The organism is Siminovitchia sp. FSL H7-0308, from assembly GCF_037980985.1.
In the GTDB taxonomy this organism is placed as follows: domain Bacteria; phylum Bacillota; class Bacilli; order Bacillales; family Bacillaceae_C; genus Siminovitchia; species Siminovitchia thermophila.
Genome location: NZ_CP150282.1, coordinates 3,336,134 through 3,357,011, shown reverse-complemented (window position 1 = coordinate 3,357,011; position 20,878 = coordinate 3,336,134). Strand labels below are relative to the sequence as shown.

General features: G+C 45.7%; 21 protein-coding genes and 1 pseudogene. All 22 read left to right on the top strand.

Features of this window, described 5'->3' with window-relative positions; translation table 11 throughout:
• The first annotated feature begins 12 nt into the window (after positions 1-12).
• Complete coding sequence (locus MHB50_RS15820; protein ID WP_205180257.1) at positions 13-582, top strand: TRAP transporter small permease; 570 nt, start codon at positions 13-15, stop codon at positions 580-582.
• Complete coding sequence (locus MHB50_RS15815) at positions 582-1,871, top strand: TRAP transporter large permease (RefSeq protein ID WP_205180255.1); 1,290 nt, start codon at positions 582-584, stop codon at positions 1,869-1,871. Before MHB50_RS15820 ends, MHB50_RS15815 begins: the two co-directional genes overlap by 1 nt.
• A 138-nt stretch (positions 1,872-2,009) precedes the next feature.
• Positions 2,010-3,407, top strand: coding sequence for an amidase (locus tag MHB50_RS15810; protein ID WP_340084175.1), 1,398 nt, complete (start codon positions 2,010-2,012; stop codon positions 3,405-3,407).
• Between the two features lie 13 nt (positions 3,408-3,420).
• Complete coding sequence (locus MHB50_RS15805) at positions 3,421-4,467, top strand: TRAP transporter substrate-binding protein (RefSeq protein WP_205180254.1); 1,047 nt, start codon at positions 3,421-3,423, stop codon at positions 4,465-4,467.
• Between the two features lie 18 nt (positions 4,468-4,485).
• Positions 4,486-5,586: an NAD/NADP octopine/nopaline dehydrogenase family protein gene (locus MHB50_RS15800; RefSeq protein ID WP_205180251.1), complete on the top strand. Its 1,101-nt coding sequence runs from the start codon at positions 4,486-4,488 to the stop codon at positions 5,584-5,586.
• A complete protein-coding gene (locus tag MHB50_RS15795) occupies positions 5,573-6,580 on the top strand; it encodes a 3-hydroxybutyryl-CoA dehydrogenase (RefSeq protein WP_205180249.1) in 1,008 nt (335 codons plus the stop codon). Before MHB50_RS15800 ends, MHB50_RS15795 begins: the two co-directional genes overlap by 14 nt.
• Positions 6,581-6,683: 103 nt before the next feature.
• Positions 6,684-7,688: a TRAP transporter substrate-binding protein DctP gene (dctP, locus tag MHB50_RS15790; protein WP_340084174.1), complete on the top strand. Its 1,005-nt coding sequence runs from the start codon at positions 6,684-6,686 to the stop codon at positions 7,686-7,688.
• 28 nt (positions 7,689-7,716) lie between these two features.
• The gene (locus MHB50_RS15785; RefSeq protein ID WP_340084173.1) at positions 7,717-8,217 is read left to right on the top strand and encodes a TRAP transporter small permease; all 501 of its coding nucleotides are present in this window, start codon (positions 7,717-7,719) and stop codon (positions 8,215-8,217) included.
• Positions 8,217-9,527: a TRAP transporter large permease gene (locus tag MHB50_RS15780; RefSeq protein ID WP_205180403.1), complete on the top strand. Its 1,311-nt coding sequence runs from the start codon at positions 8,217-8,219 to the stop codon at positions 9,525-9,527. The genes MHB50_RS15785 and MHB50_RS15780 overlap by 1 nt, the downstream gene beginning before the upstream one ends.
• 124 nt (positions 9,528-9,651) lie before the next feature.
• The gene (locus tag MHB50_RS15775; protein WP_205180402.1) at positions 9,652-10,689 is read left to right on the top strand and encodes an NAD(P)/FAD-dependent oxidoreductase; all 1,038 of its coding nucleotides are present in this window, start codon (positions 9,652-9,654) and stop codon (positions 10,687-10,689) included.
• 57 nt (positions 10,690-10,746) lie between these two features.
• Positions 10,747-11,010, top strand: a complete 264-nt coding sequence (locus MHB50_RS15770; protein ID WP_205180401.1) for a ferredoxin — start codon at positions 10,747-10,749, stop codon at positions 11,008-11,010.
• A gap of 344 nt (positions 11,011-11,354) precedes the next feature.
• Positions 11,355-12,122, top strand: a complete 768-nt coding sequence (locus MHB50_RS15765) for a dioxygenase (protein ID WP_340084172.1) — start codon at positions 11,355-11,357, stop codon at positions 12,120-12,122.
• Between the two features lie 80 nt (positions 12,123-12,202).
• The gene (locus tag MHB50_RS15760) at positions 12,203-13,342 is read left to right on the top strand and encodes a muconate/chloromuconate family cycloisomerase (RefSeq protein ID WP_205179159.1); all 1,140 of its coding nucleotides are present in this window, start codon (positions 12,203-12,205) and stop codon (positions 13,340-13,342) included.
• Positions 13,339-13,806, top strand: a complete 468-nt coding sequence (locus MHB50_RS15755) for a DUF3237 domain-containing protein (protein WP_340084169.1) — start codon at positions 13,339-13,341, stop codon at positions 13,804-13,806. The genes MHB50_RS15760 and MHB50_RS15755 overlap by 4 nt, the downstream gene beginning before the upstream one ends.
• Positions 13,807-13,831: 25 nt before the next feature.
• Entirely contained in the window at positions 13,832-14,674 is an 843-nt protein-coding gene (locus MHB50_RS15750; RefSeq protein ID WP_205179155.1) for an alpha/beta hydrolase, read from the top strand.
• A complete protein-coding gene (locus tag MHB50_RS15745; protein ID WP_205179153.1) occupies positions 14,671-15,363 on the top strand; it encodes a CoA transferase subunit A in 693 nt (230 codons plus the stop codon). The genes MHB50_RS15750 and MHB50_RS15745 overlap by 4 nt, the downstream gene beginning before the upstream one ends.
• Positions 15,360-16,010, top strand: coding sequence for a 3-oxoacid CoA-transferase subunit B (locus MHB50_RS15740; RefSeq protein WP_205179151.1), 651 nt, complete (start codon positions 15,360-15,362; stop codon positions 16,008-16,010). The genes MHB50_RS15745 and MHB50_RS15740 overlap by 4 nt, the downstream gene beginning before the upstream one ends.
• The gene (pcaF, locus tag MHB50_RS15735; RefSeq protein ID WP_328799784.1) at positions 16,007-17,212 is read left to right on the top strand and encodes a 3-oxoadipyl-CoA thiolase; all 1,206 of its coding nucleotides are present in this window, start codon (positions 16,007-16,009) and stop codon (positions 17,210-17,212) included. The genes MHB50_RS15740 and pcaF overlap by 4 nt, the downstream gene beginning before the upstream one ends.
• A 449-nt stretch (positions 17,213-17,661) precedes the next feature.
• Complete coding sequence (locus tag MHB50_RS15730; protein WP_340084168.1) at positions 17,662-18,420, top strand: SDR family NAD(P)-dependent oxidoreductase; 759 nt, start codon at positions 17,662-17,664, stop codon at positions 18,418-18,420.
• A gap of 75 nt (positions 18,421-18,495) precedes the next feature.
• The gene (locus tag MHB50_RS15725) at positions 18,496-19,623 is read left to right on the top strand and encodes an acyl-CoA dehydrogenase family protein (RefSeq protein WP_205179149.1); all 1,128 of its coding nucleotides are present in this window, start codon (positions 18,496-18,498) and stop codon (positions 19,621-19,623) included.
• Positions 19,624-20,163: 540 nt separating this feature from the next.
• Positions 20,164-20,361 (top strand): hypothetical protein, encoded by a 198-nt coding sequence (locus MHB50_RS15720; protein WP_205179140.1) that lies wholly within the window; start codon positions 20,164-20,166, stop codon positions 20,359-20,361.
• Positions 20,339-20,720, top strand: a pseudogene (locus MHB50_RS15715) (nuclease domain-containing protein); the annotation flags it as partial. The gene MHB50_RS15720 and the pseudogene MHB50_RS15715, both read left to right, overlap by 23 nt.
• Positions 20,721-20,878: the final 158 nt, after the last annotated feature.

The window sequence follows — 20,878 nt, the reverse complement described above, 5'->3', positions numbered from 1 at the left end:
GGAGGTTCGAACATGGCAGAACAGTCCATCCAATTAGACACTGAAAACCCGAAAATTACGGCGCATAAAGATTCGACTGATGCTCCACCAAGCACAGGTAAACCAAATATCTTCTTTAGAATAATAGATTCTTTTAATCAGGGACTGGCTTTTTTAGCCGGTCTATCTCTCATTTGCATGATGCTATTGATCGTCTTTAATTCTATCAAGCGATTATTCTCTGATCCCATTGCCGGGACTGTTGAACTGGTCAGCTGGCTTGGAGCCTTGACCGCCGTCTTTTCACTTGGATATGCACAGTTGCACAAAGGCCATGTGTTCATTGACCTGTTCATTGTGAAATTTTCTTCGGGACTGCAAAAGCTGACACACTCAATGGTAAATGTAATTAGCATCTTGTTCTTTGCCATGGCTGGCTGGCAAATTACCTTGTATGGAATGGGTTTGAAACAGAGCGGTGTCGTATCAGAAACAATGCAGGTTGCTTTTTATCCGTTGGTCATTTTATGTTCCATCGGTTTTTTCAGCCTGGTGCTAACCTTAATAAAAGAAACCATTGAAGTGTGGAGGGAGGCAAGATAATGGATCCAATTCTTTTGGCTGTATTAGGGATCTGCGTTCTTTTCGTGTTGATGTTCTTGAGAATGCCGTTAAGCTTTTCTATGTTCATTGTGGGTTTTGTAGGTTTGCTGTTAGCAGCATCTCCAAAAGCCGCTTACAATGTGTTAAGTGCAGACTTATGGAATCAATTTTCCAGTTACTCTTTAAGTGTAATCCCTCTTTACATATTAATGGGGGAAGTGGTCTTTCGAACAGGCATTGCTGAAAGGCTGTTTGAATCTGCATATAAGTGGGTTGGACATTATCACGGAGGAATGGCAAGCACGACTATTTTGGCGAGTGCCGGTTTTGCCTCAATCTGTGGTTCCAACTCAGCAACAGCAGCAACGATGGGGACGATGTCCCTTCCTGAACTAAATAAATACGGGTACAACAAAGCCCTCAGCACTGGAAGCATTGCAACAGGAGGTACTCTGGGGATTATCATTCCTCCAAGTACTGTATTAATCGTTTTGGCGCTTCAGATGGAGCAATCGATTAAAGATCTTTTTATCGCAAGTATTGTTCCAGGGATCTTTCTCACTATTCTCCTTATATTAACCGTTGTCTTTCTATGTAAAAGAAATCCGGATTTTGGTCCGGCCGGAGAGCGATTCAGCATGGGAGAGAAAGTGAAGTCTCTTAAGGATGTCATCCCGATCGCCCTTTTGTTCATCTTTGTCATCGGCGGGTTGTACAAAGGATTTTTCACACCGACAGAATCAGGGGCATTCGGAGCCTTTGGAGCAATTATACTGTCGTTGGCTATGGGTAAGCTGAACTGGAAAAATTTCCAAATTGCCATTGCGGGAGCACTCCGCTCATCAGCGATGGTCATGATGTTAGTAGTTGGAGCCATGGTATTTGGTAGATTCTTAACGATCACGAGGCTGCCCTATGAAGTATCTGAGTGGGTGACCAACCTTCCTGTCCCGCCGATTTTCGTGTTGATCTCGATTTTGATCATTTATATCGTTGGCGGATCGATTATGGATGCACTTGGATTTTTAATGATTTCAATCCCAGTGTTTTATCCGACCGTTTTGGCACTGGGATATGATCCTATCTGGTTTGCTGTCCTCCTATGTGTTGTGACCAGTATGGGAGCCATTACTCCGCCTGTTGGAGTGAATGTATTCGTCGTGCAGGGGCTTACTCCCAAAACACCTGTAACGACCATTTTTAAAGGGACAGCTTATTTTTTGGTCACATATGTAATTTTCATTGGCTTGCTGTTGCTGTTCCCAAAAATCGTTCTATTTTTAGTCTAAAACAATTGGAAACATTTAAGAATGGGGTGTGTGTGTTGTCGTTGGCAGAATACATAAGTGAGTTATTGGGTGTCAACAAAGAAGCCTTATTATTAACAGATCCCGCTTTTTCTTTTTCACTAGAGGGGACAGAGGAGAATGAAAATGAGTGAGCTCTTGTTTGACACTATTGATAACACAAGCAGGCGTATTGCGGATAAAGAACTGTCGCCGGTGGAATTGACGAAACTGACCATTGAGCGTATCCGGCAGGTGGAACCTGCTCTCAACGCTTTCATCACAGTATCGGACGAACAAGCCCTTGAACAAGCAAAAGTATTAGAGACGGAAGCACAGAAAGGATATATTCGGAGTCCTTTGCACGGAGTACCAATTGCTGTAAAAGATATGGTGCAGACGAAAGACATTCTAACCACTGGGGGTTCAAAGATTTTTGGGGACTGGGTGCCTGATGAGGATGCCGCTGTGGTTCGACTTTTAAAAGAAGCAGGTGCCGTCATTATAGGCAAAGCGAACTTGCATGAATTTGCCATGGGGGCCACAACGGAAAACCCTCATTATGGGAGAACAAGGAATCCTTGGAATGGGAAATATATCCCGGGGGGTTCCAGCGGAGGGTCGGCGGTTGCTACTGCGGCAGGCATGGCTTTTGGCGCAATAGGAACTGACACGGCGGGGTCTATACGACTGCCAGCAGCCATGTGTGGAACGGCAGGAATCAAACCCACCTATGATCTAGTCAGCCGGGAAGGGGGCCTTCCTTTTAGCTGGTCACTTGACCATGTAGGACCAATGACCAGAACCATTAAAGACTCGGCCATTATGCTTGAGGCGATGATTGGACTTAATGGGCAGAAATCTACTTTTAATGAACGGGATAATCTAAAAGGTATCAAGCTAGGTTTCTACGAACCTTATATGTATTCAGGTATTGACTCGGATGTGAAAAATGTCATCGAAAAAGCTTTTCAACAATTGGAATCATTGGGAGCCGAAATCATTCCCATTGAGTTACCATTTATCGATAGTGCCCTTGAAGGATTGAAAACGATTGCTCAATCCGAGGTCGTCGCCTATCATGAACCCCTGTTAAAGAAACACGGAGATCTATATGGAGATGATCTAAAGTATCGTTTTCAGTATGGACGGGATATATCGGCAACTTCTTATATTAATGCACAAAGGGTTAGAAAAAAGTTCATTCAATCAACTCTCACTCAAATGAAGGGTATAGACGCTCTCATTGGGCCGACGAATGTACAGCCTCCATTTGAGATTGGAACGATGGTTCCGGAGCAAGCCATAAGCAATATGTTTGTACTTGGAAAAACTCCGTTAGCTAATGTTTTGGGTTTTCCGGCGTTGTCTGTTGCGTGTGGATTTACGAAAGATCATTTCCCTGTAGGACTTCAAATGATAGGAAAACCTTTTTCTGATCATCACATAATGGAAATCGCCGATTGTTATGAGCGCTCGGAATCATGGACGGCAGCTTTAAAAGAGAATAAGAGTTACCTAGAGTTAAATCACTCATAATGGGGAGAATGTGATGAGGTTCATAAAGAAAAAGAAATTCCTTACTCTTTTCTTATGTTGTTTCATGGTATTTCTGATGGCTGCCTGCGGCACCAAAGAAACAGCGGGAGATAAATCCGGAGGCAAAGAAAGCATAACCCTGTCTTATGCTTTCTTTGCACCTGACAATACATTTCCTGCGATTCAAATGAAAAAATGGGCGGAAGAATTGGAGTCAAGAACTGATGGGCAAGTCAAAATAGAAATGTTTTTCGGCGGAACACTTCTTGAGGCCAGCAACATGTTTGACGGGGTTGCCAACGGCACCGCTGATATAGGGCTTACCGCGACAACTTATGAACCCAAACGTTTTCCATTATTAGAAATATCAGACTTACCTTCCGGTTATCCCAACTCGGAAGTCGCAAGTCAAGTGGTACATGATTTGATGAAGGAGTATCCACCTGAAGCCTTGAAAGATTTTAAAATCATAACAGCCTTTGCCACAGAGCCGTCCTACATCCAAAGCAAAGAGGCCATATCCAGTTTAAAAGATTTATCGGGAAAACAACTGCGAATATCCGGCGGTTTGACCCCAGTCATGGAAAAGCTGGGAGCGGCACCGGTAGGAATGTCACAGAATGAAGCCTCCGAAGCGTTACAGACAGGTGTTATTGAAGGGAATATTTCTTCCAGAGAGGTACTAAAAGACTTGAAACTTGCTGAATCCGTCAAACATGTCACTGACTATCCGTTGACGATTACTTCATTTGTTGCAGTTATGAACAAGGATAAGTGGGATGCCTTGCCAGAGGATGTGCAGGAGGTCATTGAGGAACTAAGCAGTGAAATGAGTGAATTCACCGGAAAGTATTTGGATGAGCATGTCCAAGAGGCGATGCAATGGAGTGAAGAAGAGGAAGGACTAAGCGTAGTTTCGCTGTCTGATGAAGAGAAGTGGAATGAGCTATTGAAGACCACGCAGAAAGAAGCTGTTGAAAAGGCAGAGGCAAAAGGCTTGCCGGCAAAAGAGTACCAGAAAAGGCTGTACGAACTGATTGAGGAATACAAAGGAAAATAAAAATAGGGGGAAATTCACATGGAGATCGCAGTACTTGGAGGCGGAAACGGCTGCTATGCGGCAGCGGTTGATTTAACAGAACAGGGTCACCGGGTCAGGCTGTGGAGAAGAAATCAGGAATTGTTCAAGGGTGTATTGGACAAACAGACCATTAATGTGAAAGATCGAAAAGGAACGCGGGAGGTACCGCTCTATAAAGCGACTAGTGATTTAAAAGAAGCAGTGCAAGATGCGAAGTTGATTGTCATTCCACTACCTGCGACGACACAGGTTCCCTTGGCAAAGCAGCTGGCTCCCATACTCGAGGATGACCAGGTGATATTTCTTCCGCCAGGTACCTTTGGAAGCTATCTGATGTCAAAAGCATTAGCAGAAGAAGGATGCCAAGCAAGCGTTGCTTTTGCGGAAACAGGAACACTTCCTTATCTTGCCAGAAAATATGACGAGGAGACTGTTTCCATTTCAGGACGTGCAACGAAGCTCCCGACAGGTGTCTTTCCTTCCAATCAGTCAGAGCGGGCTTTTCACATATTAAAACAGGCATATCCATCGGTTGAGCCTATACAGGATGCGCTGGATGGAGCCTTAATGAATGCAGGTCCGATTATCCACCCTCCACTTATTATTATGAACGCAGGTCCCATCGAACACTTCGATAGATGGGATATCCATGATGAAGGGACTCAGCCATCAGTCAGGAATGTCCATAAAGCCCTTGATGCAGAGAGGATTAAAATTAGAGAAGCACTCGGGTATACAGCTCCGCACTTTCCTTTGGATGACCACTACAATCTGGACGGCGACGAATGGATGTATGGGAACGGCGCTCATGAAGAGTTGGTCGATGGAGCAGATTGGTATGAACCGCTTGATTTGAAGACGCACCGGTATTTGAGGGAAGACATTGCCTGCGGTTTAGCCTTTCTTGTCTCCCTCGGTGAATGGCTGAATATACCGGTTCCGACAGCTGCTGGATTGCTTTCAATAGCAAGCAGCATAGTTGAAGAAGATTTAAGGAAAACAGGGCGGACGATGGAAAATATCGGCCTGTCGTCTAAAACCAGAGAAGAGCTGAAGGTGTTGCTGCAGAAAGGGTTAGTTCAATATGAAGTCAATTAGGGGCTGCATCCTGATTGCTGGGGCAGGGAGAATGGGCAGGGGAATCGCTTTAACATTTGCCTATCAAGGCTTTCAAGTCATGTTGATTGATTTTAAGCGAAGGACTGAACAGGAGTTTGAGCAATATGTCATCACAGCAAAGCAGGAGATGAGGGGGCAATTGTCCATTTTGTCTCAAAGCGGCATATTACCTGAGGAAACCATTGGACTGGTTTTGGACCGGATACACATTCGCACCAAGGAAGAAGGAGATTGCCAATGGGAACAAGCTGATATTGTGTTTGAAGCGGTACCGGAAATAGCGGAGGCGAAAAGAGAGGCTTTTAAATGTATCTGTCTTAAAGTTCCTAGTGAGGTGCCGATTGCATCTACATCGTCAGCTTATTCTGCAAACGAACTGGCAGAAATGGTCACGCAGAAAGAGAGGTTCTTAAATACTCACTGGCTGAACCCTGCCTATCTTATTCCTTTGGTGGAAGTAAGCCCGGGAACAGCGACGAACGAAAAGGTTCTTCGGCATGTTTTCCAATTGCTTGAACGAATTGGGAAAGTTCCAGTCAAATGTGCACCCTCTCCGGGGTATATCGTACCAAGGGTTCAGGCGCTTGCCATGAACGAAGCTGCCAGACTGGTCGAAGATGGAGTGGCTTCTCCAGAAGACATTGACAAAGCTGTCCGAGTCGGATTCGGCCTGCGATTTGCCGTTCTGGGTCTGTTGGAGTTCATTGACTGGGGCGGGGCAGACACACTTTACCATGCAAGTAACCATCTGCAACGGTCATTGGGAACAGACAGGTTCACTCCTGCTCAGATCATTCAAGAAAAAATAGAGCAGGGGGAAATCGGATTAAAGACCGGAAGAGGGTTTTATTCCTTCGATGAAAAAGGGATGGATCAATATCAACTGGAAACCATTAAAAAGTTCATTCATTTATTGGAACATTTGGGTTTAATACGGAAGCCGGCTGTTGAGCCATTAGTGACTAAGGACTAACATATCTGTTCAGCTCTACTTGAGGGCTGAACGTTTTTAATAAGACTCCTTTACACGATAGAATCCCTGCTTCAAATAAAACTTTGCGCAAAAAGGTGGTTATATGAAAAAACTACTCGTTGGTCTTTTATTGTTGTGCATGATTTTTATCAGCGCTTGCGGCAATAAAGAGGTGACCGGGGCATCTGGTGAACAAAAATCAGAGTCTGTCACTTTTACAGCTGTCAGTTTTCTTCCGAAAAATGATCCTCTGGCCATTACTTTAAATGAATGGATCGAAGAAGTTGAAACAGTGACAGAAGGAAGGGTCAGGATTGATTGGAAGGGCGGGGCCAATATCATCCCGGTAAACCTTCAGTTTGAAGCATTGAAGTCAGAAATTGTCGATGTGCTTTTTACATATACGGGTCAATATCATTCACAGGCGCCGGCTGTTTCTGCTTTACCGCTCTCACAGCTGTCACCTTCGGAGGAAAGGGAAAATGGATTGTACGATGAAATGGTCAGGGAGCATCAATCACTTGGAGTCCAGTATATTGGCAGGTGGCTCTCAGGCTCACCGCGTATTTGGCTGAATGAACCGATTGAGGAGTTAAAGGAGTTAGAGGGCATGCAAATTCGCTCTGCCCCCAACTATCGACGTTTTTTTAACAACATAGGGATCTCTTCCGTCATGATTGCTCCGACAGAAGTTTATACTTCTCTACAAACTGGAGTGGTGAAAGGTTTTGTATACGGTGGGCTTGTAGGACCCCGGAGAAATGGGTGGACAGATGCTTCAAAATATGTACTGGATCATCCGTTCTGGAATCAGAACTGCACCATTTTAATGAATGATAATAAATGGAATGAAATATCACCGGAAGATCAGCAGGCCATCATTCATGCAACGGCCGCTTATGAAAAGAAAATGGTTGAACATTACTTGGAAGAAGATGAAGTTGAGAAGGAAGAATTACTCAAAGCAGGAATTGAGTTTATTCCACTGTCTGCAGAGGATGGAAAAAAGTTCACCAACCAGGCTTACGAGGTGGAGTGGAGATATCTGGAAGAAAAGGTGCCTGATAAAGTGGAAAAACTTCGAGAACTTACGACCAGGGGATCATAGCTAAAGGAGTAATCAAAGGAGGCAGAGGATGTTGAGAAAAGTAGTAAATCGTATGACGGATGTATTTGGCATGATCGGCATCGTCCTTATTATCGGGTTGTGCTGTCTGGTGATCATTGAAATTATCAACCGGAATTTTCTCTATTTAGGGATGGACTGGACGATTGAGATGACAGAGTACATGCTTGCTTTTATAACTTTTTGCGGAGCGGGGTGGCTATTGAAAGCGGATGGCCATATCAAATTCGATTTAATTACGGAGAGATTGTCGCCTAAATATAAAAGGGCTTCAAACATTCTCAGTTCATCTATTGGACTTTTGATTACTGCTATACTGACAATTTTCGGTTTTTATAAAGTGGCGGACTTAATATCCCAGGGGATAGTGACAGAGACAGTCTTGGAACTGCCCAAAGCACTGCTTATTGGTATAGTGCCGGTTGGCCTGTTCATTGCCTCGCTGCAATTTTTGTTCCGAATGATTGACTCCTTTAATGAGCACCCTGCCGAACGGAAAGGAGAAAACTGATGGAATGGTATATTGTGTTAACTCTCATATTTTTAGGTTTGGCTTTTTTGTTCGGGATAGGTATGCCTGTTGCCTTTGCTTTCTTGGTTGTAAATACGATCGCCGTTTTTATTCTCTGGAATGGGACCAACGGGGTGGAATTATTGACTATGAATATGTTTCAATCTGTCAGTCTATTCTCTCTTCTCCCTATCCCCATGTTTATTTTAATGGGAGAGATTATGTTCCGGACGGGTGTTGGGGCCTGTGTGTTTGAAGCGCTTGGCAAGTGGTTGGGTGCGCTGCCGGGTCGATTGAGTCTGCTGGCAGTCGGGAGCGGAACGCTATTTTCCGCTTTGAGCGGGTCAAGTGTGGCAAGCACCGCCTTGCTGGGCTCATTTTTAGTCCCTGAAATGGAGAAAAAAGGCTACAGTCACAAGATGTCTATCGGGCCCATATTGGGAAGTGCAGGATTAGCCACAATGATCCCGCCGACTGCGCTTGGTGTCATCCTTGCTTCCCTTGCGGGAATACCTGTCGGGCATTTCCTGGTAGCTATTGTGATTCCAGGACTACTACTAGCGCTGATTTTTGTTGCTTATGTCACTATACGATGTGCCCTACAACCGGAGTTGGCTCCTTCTTACCATGTGGAGAAGGTATCTTTGGCTGAAAGGATAATAGATACAATAAAGTACATCATGCCAATTGGGCTTATTGTAGCCATTATTGTAGCTTTGATCATGCTAGGGATCGCTACACCGACTGAATCGGCGGTCCTCGGAGCAGTTGCCGTTGTACTCCTGGCAGCCTTCTATAAAAGACTGACGTATAAACTGCTGTTGGAGTCACTTCATGGAACATTAAAAACAACTGCTATGATTTTAATGATCATGGCGGGAGCTTCCATATTCAGTCAGCTACTCAGCTTTACAGGAATTACTGAAGCCCTTATCTTGTTTTTCAGTGAGCTTTCCATACATCCTATTTTGGTATTAATCATTTTACAGGTCCTGCTTATTATTCTTGGCTGCTTTCTGGAGCCCGTTTCCATTATGATGATGACCCTGCCATTACTCATGCCCATAATCGGAGCGGTTGGATTCGATAAAATCTGGTTTTCGGTCATTTTACTGCTGAATATGCAATTGGCAACGATCACTCCGCCATTTGGAATGGATCTGTTTGCGATGAAGGGCGTTTTGGCAGATAAAGTAAGCATGGGGCAGATTTACAGAGCAGTCACCCCGTTTATTTTATTAAACGTTGTTTGTATGGGATTACTCATCGTGTTTCCCCAGTTAGTATTATGGCTTCCAAGCTTGATGTAAGGCAAATACAAGGGAATAGTATGGTTTTTCTTCTTTTTTTCAGCCTATTGGTATGTTGTGAGGGTTGAAGGGTAAATTTAAAATTAAAAATATACACTTATTTCGGTTTGAGGGAGGGATTGACTTGCAGGAGGACAAAGAAGTGCGTGATATTACGATTATTGGCGGAGGGCCTATTGGGGTCTTTACGGCGTTTTATGCTGGCCTGAGACAGGCAACTGCCAAAATAATCGATAGCCTTCCGCAATTAGGTGGACAATTAAGCGCATTATATCCCGAGAAATATATATACGATGTTGCTGGCTTTCCGAAGGTACGGGCACAAGAGCTTGTAAACAATTTGATTGAGCAAATGAACATGTTTGCTTCCAATACTTCTATTTGTTTGAATCAAACTGTTCAATCTATCCAAAAAGAGAACGGAATTTTCAGGATCGAGACGAGCTCCAGCATTCACTATTCTAAAACGATTATTATCACAGCGGGAAATGGAGCTTTCCAGCCGCGCAAATTAAAGTTGGAAGAGGTCAGTAGGTTTGAAGATTCCAATGTTCACTATTTTATTACTAACCTTGAAAGATTCAGAGATAAGCGTGTAGCCGTTTTCGGCGGAGGGGACTCAGCCGTAGATTGGGCTTTAATGCTCGAACCAATTGCCAAACAGGTTACCGTTGTGCATCGCCGGGATAAGTTCAGGGCTCATGAACACAGCGTAGAGTTGCTAAAGCAATCTTCAGCAGAGGTATTGACGCCATTTAATCCTATTAAGTTCCTAGGTGATGATCGTGTGAAGGAAGTGATTTTGCAAGAAGCAAAGAGTGACGCCGAAATCACGATCCCTGTAGACGACGTACTCATCAATTATGGATTTGTATCTTCATTGGGTCCTATTTTGGAATGGGAATTACACATCGAGAAGAATTCAATTGTAACGAACTCCAAAATGGAGACAAATATTGAAGGGATTTATGCAGCGGGTGATATTACAACCTATCCAGGCAAAGTGAAATTAATCGCTTCCGGGTTTGGAGAAGCTACAACAGCTGTAAGCAATGCCAAAGTATTTATTGACCCTGCTGCAAGAGTACAGTCGCTTCACAGCACAACCATCATGGAAAAAAGGGAAAGGGAAAGGGAAGAAAAGCAGCCAATGATCTTATGACGGTCAATACTGGAAAAATATACAGACCAAATTTCATGCGAGGAGGAAAAAATTCCGATGCCCAAATATACAATTGTTGACCAAGACACCTGCATAGCATGCGGAGCTTGCGGGGCTGCTGCACCCGATGTTTATGATTACAATGAAGAAGGACTGTCGTTTGTTCTATTGGATGACAATAGTGGGAATACACCTGTTCCTGAGGATTTGATGGATGATTTGGAAGATGCCCATGAAGGATGCCCGACAGAATCTATTAAAATATCTGATGAACCATTTAATGGAGATCCGTACAAATTTCCGGATGCCGGAGGCTTTTAGTAGGAATGTCAACAAATGGGGGACCTGATGAGAGGGTTTCCCTTGTTTTTATAAAGCAATATAGCCTATTCGTATGGCTATTTCAAATATATTAGTAGGATTATGCGGTATAACACATAACTAAATATTGTTACAATTTGAATAACTTGAATCTTTCGTGCTAGAGTTATAGGTACCTGGTCTATCACCCATTTAGTGTATGAGACTATTCTTATCTTTCTTGTTTTATACATATGCACTGAAATGTAATCGCTATCTTAACAGTGAGATCTAACCTGCTTCAAAGCACAAGATGAAAGTAAATAGTTAACTTAATGGAGGTAATGATCTTGCAGAAACAAGTAGTGAAAAAGAACGAACGTGTCGAAGAAGTCTTTAATCTATTTATCTCGCATATGCAGGAGTTTTTGAAAGAAGCAAAGTTGAACCACGAGGAATACACCAACTTCGTCAACTGGGCTGATAGACTTGGGAGAGCTGGAGAACTTCCTCTTTATACGGATGTTTTCCTGGAGACACATGTACTAAGAGCTATGTATACGGACAAGCCGGGCACTCAGCCTTCCCTCTTGGGACCTTACTTCATTGAAGGTTCGCCGGAAATAGAAAAGGAACCGGGCAAACCCTACACTTTAACTCAGCGGCCTGATGAAGAAGGAGAGATTCTGATTTTCAAAGGAAATGTAAGCAATACAGATGGTATGCCGCTGGCAAGCGTAAAGGTGGAAATGTGGCAAAACGACAGTACAGGAAAATATTCAGCCTTTGATGCCGATGCACCCAGATATAACCTAAGAGGGCATTTCTTCACTGATGAAAATGGAAACTTTGAAGTAAAATCCATTGTACCACTCCCTTATTCAATTCCGGATCAGGGCCCTACGGGGGAGTTCCTGGAGTATATGGACCAGCATCCGATGCGCCCGGCGCACCTCCACTTTATGTTTGAAGCCGACGGCCATGAAACACTTATTACCCAAGTATTCTTCGAAGGGGACAAGTGGTTGGAGACGGATGTAGCAGACGGGGTTCGCACCGAGCTTATCACCAAGCTGGAGGACAAGTGCGATTATAAGGAAGCTTCTTTGGATTTTGTTATGCGCCGGGAATAACCTCCGGCTGCCGGGGGCATAAAAACTGTCCCCTTTTTTCTTTGCCTGAGGTTCTTTATAAGTACAGGAGGAGATTTTTCTTGACAACCTTGCGAATTAAACGAATTACTACGGAATTGCTGGACATCCCCATTAAAAGACCCCACCAGTTTTCGACCGAAAAGGTGGCCGTCAAAAGCTTCGTGCTCATCCGAATGGAACTTAGCAACGGTGTCGTCGGCATCGGGGAAGGAACTACACCGGGAATCTGGTGGAATGGTGAGAGTGTAGAAACGATGAAGCTCGTCATCGACCGGTACGCCGTCCCCCTGCTCCTGGAGGAGAATCCTGTTTATATCGAAAAGCTCATGCAGAAGTTGAACCGGCAGATCCGTGCGAATCCTTTTGCGAAAGCCATTGTGGAAATAGCGCTGTTTGACGCGCTCGGAAAAATGTATGATGTACCTGTCCATCAGCTGCTGGGCGGTTTGCACCTGGAAAAGATCCCTGTCCGCTGGGCCCTTGCTTCCGGAACTCCCGAAGGGGATATCGAAGAAGCAATCGGACACGTGGGTGCCGGACGCTATGCCGACTTCAAAACGAAATCCGGCAAGGAGAGTCCTGATGACGATGCCTTGCGCAATATAAGGATCGCCGAAGGCATCAGAGGCAGGTCCTCCATTGGGATCGACCCGAACGGTTCTTGGGATAAGGTCACTGTGATGAAATGGATGGACGCCTTCTTCGAAGCTGGCATCGACTTCCTTGAGCAGCCGCTTCCACCCGAAGACATCCGGGGTCTTGCCCAACTTGCTGCGATGAAAAAAGTACCCATCATGGCCGACGAAAGCCTGGCCACTGTCCAGGATGCCCTTCGTCTGGCGGAAGAAAAAGCGGCGGATATTTTTTCTCTGAAAATACATAAATCGGGCGGAATGAAGAACACGGTGAGAATTGCAGGAATCGCCCAAGCAGCCGGCATCTCCTGTTTTGGGGGAACGTCACTGGAAAGCTCCATCGGAACCGCCGCCTGTGTGCATGCCTATGCCTCCATCCCGAATCTTGATTACGGCAGTGAGCTGTTCGGTCCTGATTGGCTGGCCGATGATCCGGTGAAAAACCCGCTGACCATCAAGGACGGCTCCATTTTGGTTCCTGATGGGCCGGGACTTGGGGTGGAGCTAGATGAAGAAAAAGTGGAAAAATATCGAAGAGAAGAGAAAGGAGTGCTAACCCGATGAGACATTTGCCTGCCCCCTCCCTTTCTTTTTTATGTGATATGGAGTTGACTGTTGAAGGTGCCCATCTGCCCGGGAAGACCCCGATCGGCAACCGGCGGATCATCCGCGTCACCGGCGGGTCCCTCAAAGGAGACCGGCTGACGGCTGAGGTGATTCCCGGAGGCGACGACTGGATCACTGTCCGGGAAGACGGCACCATCATTCAGGATGTGCGGATTTTGCTGAAAACAGATGACGGTGAGCTGATCATGATGTCCTATAGAGGCATTCGTACCGGAGAGCCTGAGGTTCTGCAGCGACTGGACAACAATGAAGAGGTCGACCCGGACGAGTATTATTTCCGGACCGCCCCCATCTTTGAGACCGCGTCTGCCAAATATGACTGGCTGAACCGCCGGATGTTCGTTTCCATAGGCATCCGGTTGCCCGGGAAAGTGAACTATTCCATCTACATCGTCGATTAATACGTAGAAAGCGGGGATATGAACAATGGGACAGTACGTGAAAACCAAAAAAGGACGCACCTTTTATATCCATGAAACGCCCGGAGAGCGCGGAACGATCATAGGCTCCCACGGGCTCACCGGCAACCACAAACAGCTCCATTATTTTCAGGAGGCTCTTTCGGATTACCGATTCATCAGCTACGACATCCTTGGCCGCGGAAACAGCGACCCAGCTCCGAAAGACAGCTCGATTGACACCCATGCTGCTGACCTGCTGGACCTGATTGACACGCTTAAGATTGAGTATCCCATCCTTTTAGGCTATTCCATGGGCGCATATATTAGCGCGATTGCCGCCAGCCGACTGGAGGGGGCAGAAGCGTTGATCCTTCTGGATGGGGCTGGTAAAGCGGACGAGGCGACCCGAAAGCTTGTCCTCCCCTCCCTGGATCGTTTGAAAAAGACTTTCTCCAGCCCGGATCACTATGGGCAGGAGGCGAAAAAGCTGTATACCACTCTTGGCGTCGACTGGGGACCGCATATGGAAGAAGTGGTCCGTTATGAAATCAAAGAAGACAGCGGCGCCTGGAGGAACAAATCCGATTCGGACACCATTGCACGGGACTTCGAGAGCTTTTATACGTTCCAACCGGAAGACGTGCTGGCGCAGATCGACTGTCCCGTCTTCTTACTGACGGCGACCGGCAGCCTTGGGGACAATGGGCCTCTTTTTAAAAAAGAGGGGTATGCCCAGACAAAAGAGGCGGCCGGAAACATCTGGACGGCCGTGACATCGGCCAACCATTATGAACTAGTGTTCAACCGGCAGCCGGAGATCATCGGGCAGTTGGAATCATTTTTATCTCAAAAGGAAGTGAAGTCATGACTGGGACCAAACAGACGGATGCACAGCAGATCATACGAAATATCGTCAAGTCTGGAGACACCATCATGGTTGGCGGTTTCGGACTGATCGGCAGTCCCCTGACACTGATTGACGAGCTCACACGCCATGACGCGAAAGACCTGACCATCATCAGCAACAATGTGGGCGAAGCCGGACGGGGTCTGGGCCTTTTGCTGCGGCAGGGAAAAATCAAGAAGGCAATCGGTTCCTATTTTACGAGCAACCGGGAAGTCGCCCAGTGGTATAACGAAGGCAAGCTCGAAATCGGATTGCTTCCACAAGGAACTTTTTCTGAGGCCATCCGCGCAGGCGGTGCGGGGATCGGCGGGTTTTACACGAAGACTGCAGTCGGCACGGAGCTGGCAAAAGGCAAGGAAACGAAGGAAATTGACGGAGAGACGTATCTCTTTGAAAAAGCGCTGAAGGCCAACGTGGCCCTGGTTCGGGCAGAAAAAGCGGATACAAAGGGAAACCTAATCTACTATAAGACGGCACGGAATTTCAACCCGATCATGGCTACCGCCGCGGATTACGTCATTGCGGAAGTGGATGAAATCGTTGAAGAAGGAGAGCTGTCTCCTGAAGAGATCGTCACTCCTCATCTGTATGTAGATGCTATTGTTACCAGCCGGCTCATCTTGACGAATGAAGGGGTGGTCGAAGCATGAATAGGAAGGAACTGATTGCCAAGCGGGCTGCGCAAGAACTGACCCCATATTCCATCATCAATCTGGGAATCGGCATTCCTACTTTAGTTCCCAATTATCTGGACCAGAGCAAATATTATCTCCATACGGAAAACGGGCTTCTGGGCGTGACATCTGTTGAAGAGGATGAGGTCGATCCGAATCTGGTCAACGCGGGCAAGCTCCCGGTCGGCGAAGCCGTAGGTGCTTCTTATTTCCATAGTGCGGACTCATTCGCGATGATCAGAGGAGGCCATGTGGATGTCGCTATTCTCGGGGCGTTGCAGGTCGATGGAAGTGGTCATGTGGCCAACTGGGCCATTCCCGGGAAGGATATCATCGGTGTCGGCGGAGCCATGGACTTGTTATCCGGCACCAAAAAGATCATTATCACGATGAGCCATGTTTCTAAGGACGGTTCCCCAAAGCTTGTGGAGCGCTGCACTTTTCCAATTACGGCTGAGCGTGTGGCCGATGTCATTATCACGGATCTCGCCGTCTTCCACTGGAAAGATGGAGCATATGAGTTGACTGAGCTGACGGGGGATGCCACATTGAGAGAAGTGCAGGAAAAGACATTGGCTCCATTCCAGATTTGCGAGGAACTTCTCCAAAAGGAGGGAAGATGATGACAGAAGTCGTTATTGTGGATGGGGTCCGTACTCCGATTGGAAGATACAAGGGCGCACTAAAGAATGTCCGCCCTGACGATCTGGGAGCTATCGTCATCAAAGCACTGATGAACCGTAACCACGGTCTGCCCCCGGAGTTAATCGGGGATGTCATATTCGGCAATGCCAACGGGGCCGGAGAAGACAACCGGAACGTAGCTCGCATGTCGCTGCTTTTGGCAGGGCTACCTGAGACAGTGAGCGGAACGACGATCAACCGTCTGTGCGGATCCGGTCTGGATGCCGTCAGTATGGCCGCCCGCACGATTCTTGCGGGGGAAGCTGATATCATTATCGCTGGTGGAACAGAAAGTATGACAAGGGCGCCGTTTGTGATGAAAAAGCCCGAAGCGGAATTTCCGAGAGGAAATATGGAGATGTTTGATACGACGATTGGCTGGCGGTTCGTTAATCCAAAGATGGAAAAGATGTACGGGACGGACTCTATGCCCCAGACAGCGGAGAACGTGGCACAGAGGTTTGGCATTTCACGGGAAGAGCAGGACGAGTTCGCATATCTCAGCCAACAGAAGGCGAAAGCAGCCATGAAAGCCGGCCGGTTTTCCGATGAAATCGTGCCTATCACTATCACGGACCGTAAAGGCAATGAGGCCGTTGTAGAAACGGACGAACATCCACGTCCAGAGACTACCCTGGAAAAGCTGGGGAATCTTAAGCCTTTATTTGCAAATGGGACGGTTACGGCTGGGAATGCTTCTGGAGTGAATGACGGAGCTGCTGCCCTGTTATTGATGAGTGCGAAGCGGGCAAAAGAACTGGGGTTAACACCTCTTGCCAGATTCGTTGGATCTGCATCCGCCGGAGTGGAGCCTGCTGTAATGGGATTAGGCCCAATCAACTCCACGAACAAGCTGTTGGATCGACTGGGATGGACAATCAATGATATCGATCTGATTGAGTTGAATGAAGCCTTCGCCTCCCAATCGTTGGAATGTATCAAGCAACTTGGCTTGGATAAAGACAAAGTGAACGTAAACGGAGGAGCTATTGCGCTGGGTCATCCCCTTGGAGCCAGCGGGGCAAGAATATTGACGACTCTTCTTTATGAGATGCGGAGACGTAATGCCAGGCGAGGACTGGCAACAATGTGTATTGGCGTCGGTCAAGGAATATCGGTTTCTGTTGAAAACCATTATTAAAACATATATAACTTCCCAAAAAACCTCCTTCTTCGGGAGGTTTTAATAATGTCAGCTATTGCTACTTAAATACATTTAATAAAGCAGCAAACTTCCGTATATAAGAAATACCCAGTAGTACTTACCGGATTGACATTCGGTAATCTGGATAGCCCTCCCAATAAAAAGGAAGAAGGCTGCTTTATGGACCTTCTTAACTCCGATCGCACCCCCTCGTAGACAATTCCCCAATTTTAGCTCCTGCCTTATATGATACGAATCGTACTGAACTTTGCGGAATATTCAAACCTAATGTGATGTGGTTTGAGTTTTTTAAATATTCTACTATTACTATAGAGGTTACTTCTAAGTTGACCTGCATGAATCAGATTACTTTATGAGAACGTGTTCAATAAATCTTATATACCAAAGAATAGGTTTCTTTACTTTTAGGGAAAGAGAGGAATTTGATGATGACAATGAACGATCAAAGGGTCGCGATAGTTACAGGAGCTAATAAAGGTCTAGGGTTAGCTATCGCCGAAAATTTTGTGAAAGAAGGAAAAAAAACGGTTTTCGTAATTAGAAATAAGGAGAATCTCGAACAAACAAAACAGCTGTTTCAGCAGGAAGCAATGCAAAACCAAGTGATGTTCATACAATTGGATGTATCTGAAATGGACGGGATAAAAAAGGCTGCCAACCAAGTGATCAATGAATGGGGCAGAATCGATATTCTCGTAAATAATGCGGGAATTCGTTTTGAAACTCCGATAGAAGAAATCAATGAGGAAGAATGGGATCAAGTTTTGTCTGTAAATTTAAAAAGTACATTCTTTTTTTCACAGGCTGTCATTCCTGTAATGAAAGAGAGGAAGTGGGGACGAATCATCAATATGTCTTCTTTTGGAGGGCAAGCAGGTCCATTAACTTCAGGGGCTCATTACTCCGCTTCTAAGGCAGGACAAATCGCGTTGAGCAAAACCTTTGCCCGCTCGTTGGCGGCTTATGGAATTACGGTTAATGCTGTTGCTCCAGCTTCTGTTCGTACACCGGAGATGGATAAAATGGATCCGGATAAACTGGCTCAAATGGTAGAGACCATTCCACTTAAACGTGTAGGAGAATCGAAAGAGGTGGCAGACTTAGTATCCTATTTGGCCTCTGATTCAGGCGGATTCACAACTGGAGCAACGTTCGATATAAATGGCGGCAGGCTTATGAGATAAGTTTATAGTTTTAAATGTATTTATTAGAGAAAATCGATCGGGCAAAGTTTTATAACAAGCAGGGAGGAAATGATTATGGCTATTGATATAAAAAGTCAAAACCTACTTAATTGTGTGTTGACTGAAATCCGCGACAGACGGGATGAATTTGAAGTGAAACGGCATGTGCCCCGGGATATGGTGGAACAACTAAAACAACTGGGTGTCTATCGTGCTCATACGCCGCGCTGCTTTGGCGGGGATGCCCTCTCTCCTTCGGAATTCCTCAAGCTGATTGAGTCTATTTCAGAGGCTGACGGTTCCACTGGATGGGTAGCAAGCTTCGGATCCTCGGCGGTCTATTTAGCGGCTCTACCGCGCGAAACACTTTCACAAATTTACGCAGATAGTCCGGACGTGGCCTTTGCCGGCGGCTTGTTTCCAGTTCAGCCCGCGGAGAGAATTGAGGGAGGCTGGCGTGTGAATGGCCTCTGGAAGTTTGCAAGTGGCTGTATGGGAGCCGACCTTCTCGGAGTCGGTATTGGAGCTGGAGAAGGCGGTAAACCGCTTACTGCCGTACTTAAACCTAAGGATGTGGACATTGTCGAAAACTGGGAAGTCATCGGGATGCGTGGAACAGGGAGCCATGACCTACGGGTAAAAGACGTCATCGTTTCTGACGAATGGACCTTTGTCCGGGGTGGTGTACCTTCTATTGAAGAACCGATCTACCAGTACCCATCCATCGCTTATGCAGCACAGGTATTGGCGGTAGTCAATCTTGGTATAGCCCGTGCAGCGCTTGATGAAGTTTCTCAGATGGCTGGTAACCGTGCCGGCATCACCGGGGCACCGAAGATGGCCGAACGCGCCTATCTGCGAATCTCCTTGGCAAAGGCAGAAGCATCCTTAAGGTCGGCACGCTCTTTCTTCTACGAGGCCACTGACTCTGCGTGGGAATCGATTCTAAAGGGCGATGGGGTATCCGATGACCAAACGAGCATCCTTCGTTTGGCCGCCACTCAAGCTGCCCGTGAAGGTGCGCGTGTCGTGCAGTCAGCCTACCTGCTTTCTGGCACTGCAGCGATCTACGATGGGCACCCGCTGCAACGCCATCTTCGCGACGCAATGGTCGTGACTCAGCACGCATTTCTTAATGAAAGCATGTACGATGGGGCAGGATCGGTATTCCTGGGCGTGCCACCGATACGGGGTTACATCTAAGTTTGTCAAGGTTAAACGAACAAACTTACATTTTAACTTTTTAAAAGAAAGTCTAGAATATAAAAGTATATTAAATATGATACTCATCCACACAGGTTCAATCACGCTGTGTTGAAGGTTAGAGCACGTTCAGAGAGACACTCCAAAACTACATTTTTACCAGGATTAGGCTTCTGCCGAATAGGAAAGAACATACTCTATGAGTACTTGAGCGTTGCTGCATGTGATGGCGTAACAAAACTATTATTAGCAGTATTTGAAAAAGCAAGGGAACTGGGAAGAGCCTGTAAGGTTCAGAGAAGAGATGTACTGGCGGATTCATTAAAATTGCTAGGTAAACGATTATAAAATCTGTAAGACGCTTTGCCTTCTTCATTGAGGAAGTCAGGCGTCTTTCTTTGTTTTTTCATCTAACAAAATTCCTATATGATAGAATAGGTAACGGTTAAGGACCAATATTTATGGAAAGTTATTTTTTGTGAGAATAATAACACCTATTTTTATAAATTTCTAGAACCGATATCAAAGGAATTTGCTTATTTGGCAAGGGAGCTTGAAAACAGCATATATTCCAGTCCGCAGACAATGCTGACATATGCTCGGACATTTGCAGAAGCGATTCTTCAGCAGATTATGCTCATAGAAAAGGTAACTGATACACCTTATATGACCCTTAAAGAACGAATCGATTTGCTCAGTGACAAAGAATTTCTGACCTACTGTTCCACAAAAACCTGATATCATGTTGGAGATTGAGAAAAAGGGCAAGATGTATTCGTATGATTATATCTTTGATGCAAAGTACCGTATCGATTTTTTCCGGGAAGATCCTGGACCACTGGAGGAAGATATTAATACGATGCATCGTTATCGTGATGCCCATGTAGTCAAGCAGGAAGGACCTTACGAGCGTTTCGCTTTTGGCGCTTATGTTCTGTTCCCTTGGCAGGATGAAGATAATTATGAGAAGCATCCATTTTACCAGAGTATCAAAAAGCTGATATTGGTGCTTTGTCCTTTTTACTGGTTCTTTCAAGCTTGTTGAACAGTTGATCGACCGGTTAGTGGAGAGCAACCCAGAGGAACTGCAGGAAGGAAGTGGGAATCCTGCCGTGTATGTGTTCTCACAAGATTTTAGGAGAAATGCCAAACGGTCACATTTACATTAAAAAAATAATTATTATACGATAAAAAATTACCATTGTCAATAATAAATTTGCATTAATTTAGATTATATGATATGATATTCTATAGT

What these genes read in the sequence shown, in the direction of transcription:
- MHB50_RS15820 (WP_205180257.1), top strand. Translation starts at nt 13, where the DNA reads ATGGCAGAACAGTCCATCCAATTAGACACTGAAAACCCGAAAATTACG.
- MHB50_RS15815 (WP_205180255.1), top strand. Translation starts at nt 582, where the DNA reads ATGGATCCAATTCTTTTGGCTGTATTAGGGATCTGCGTTCTTTTCGTG.
- MHB50_RS15810 (WP_340084175.1), top strand. Translation starts at nt 2,010, where the DNA reads ATGAAAATGAGTGAGCTCTTGTTTGACACTATTGATAACACAAGCAGG.
- MHB50_RS15805 (WP_205180254.1), top strand. Translation starts at nt 3,421, where the DNA reads ATGAGGTTCATAAAGAAAAAGAAATTCCTTACTCTTTTCTTATGTTGT.
- MHB50_RS15800 (WP_205180251.1), top strand. Translation starts at nt 4,486, where the DNA reads ATGGAGATCGCAGTACTTGGAGGCGGAAACGGCTGCTATGCGGCAGCG.
- MHB50_RS15795 (WP_205180249.1), top strand. Translation starts at nt 5,573, where the DNA reads ATGAAGTCAATTAGGGGCTGCATCCTGATTGCTGGGGCAGGGAGAATG.
- dctP (WP_340084174.1), top strand. Translation starts at nt 6,684, where the DNA reads ATGAAAAAACTACTCGTTGGTCTTTTATTGTTGTGCATGATTTTTATC.
- MHB50_RS15785 (WP_340084173.1), top strand. Translation starts at nt 7,717, where the DNA reads ATGTTGAGAAAAGTAGTAAATCGTATGACGGATGTATTTGGCATGATC.
- MHB50_RS15780 (WP_205180403.1), top strand. Translation starts at nt 8,217, where the DNA reads ATGGAATGGTATATTGTGTTAACTCTCATATTTTTAGGTTTGGCTTTT.
- MHB50_RS15770 (WP_205180401.1), top strand. Translation starts at nt 10,747, where the DNA reads ATGCCCAAATATACAATTGTTGACCAAGACACCTGCATAGCATGCGGA.
- MHB50_RS15755 (WP_340084169.1), top strand. Translation starts at nt 13,339, where the DNA reads ATGAGACATTTGCCTGCCCCCTCCCTTTCTTTTTTATGTGATATGGAG.
- MHB50_RS15750 (WP_205179155.1), top strand. Translation starts at nt 13,832, where the DNA reads ATGGGACAGTACGTGAAAACCAAAAAAGGACGCACCTTTTATATCCAT.
- MHB50_RS15745 (WP_205179153.1), top strand. Translation starts at nt 14,671, where the DNA reads ATGACTGGGACCAAACAGACGGATGCACAGCAGATCATACGAAATATC.
- MHB50_RS15740 (WP_205179151.1), top strand. Translation starts at nt 15,360, where the DNA reads ATGAATAGGAAGGAACTGATTGCCAAGCGGGCTGCGCAAGAACTGACC.
- pcaF (WP_328799784.1), top strand. Translation starts at nt 16,007, where the DNA reads ATGATGACAGAAGTCGTTATTGTGGATGGGGTCCGTACTCCGATTGGA.
- MHB50_RS15730 (WP_340084168.1), top strand. Translation starts at nt 17,662, where the DNA reads ATGATGACAATGAACGATCAAAGGGTCGCGATAGTTACAGGAGCTAAT.
- MHB50_RS15725 (WP_205179149.1), top strand. Translation starts at nt 18,496, where the DNA reads ATGGCTATTGATATAAAAAGTCAAAACCTACTTAATTGTGTGTTGACT.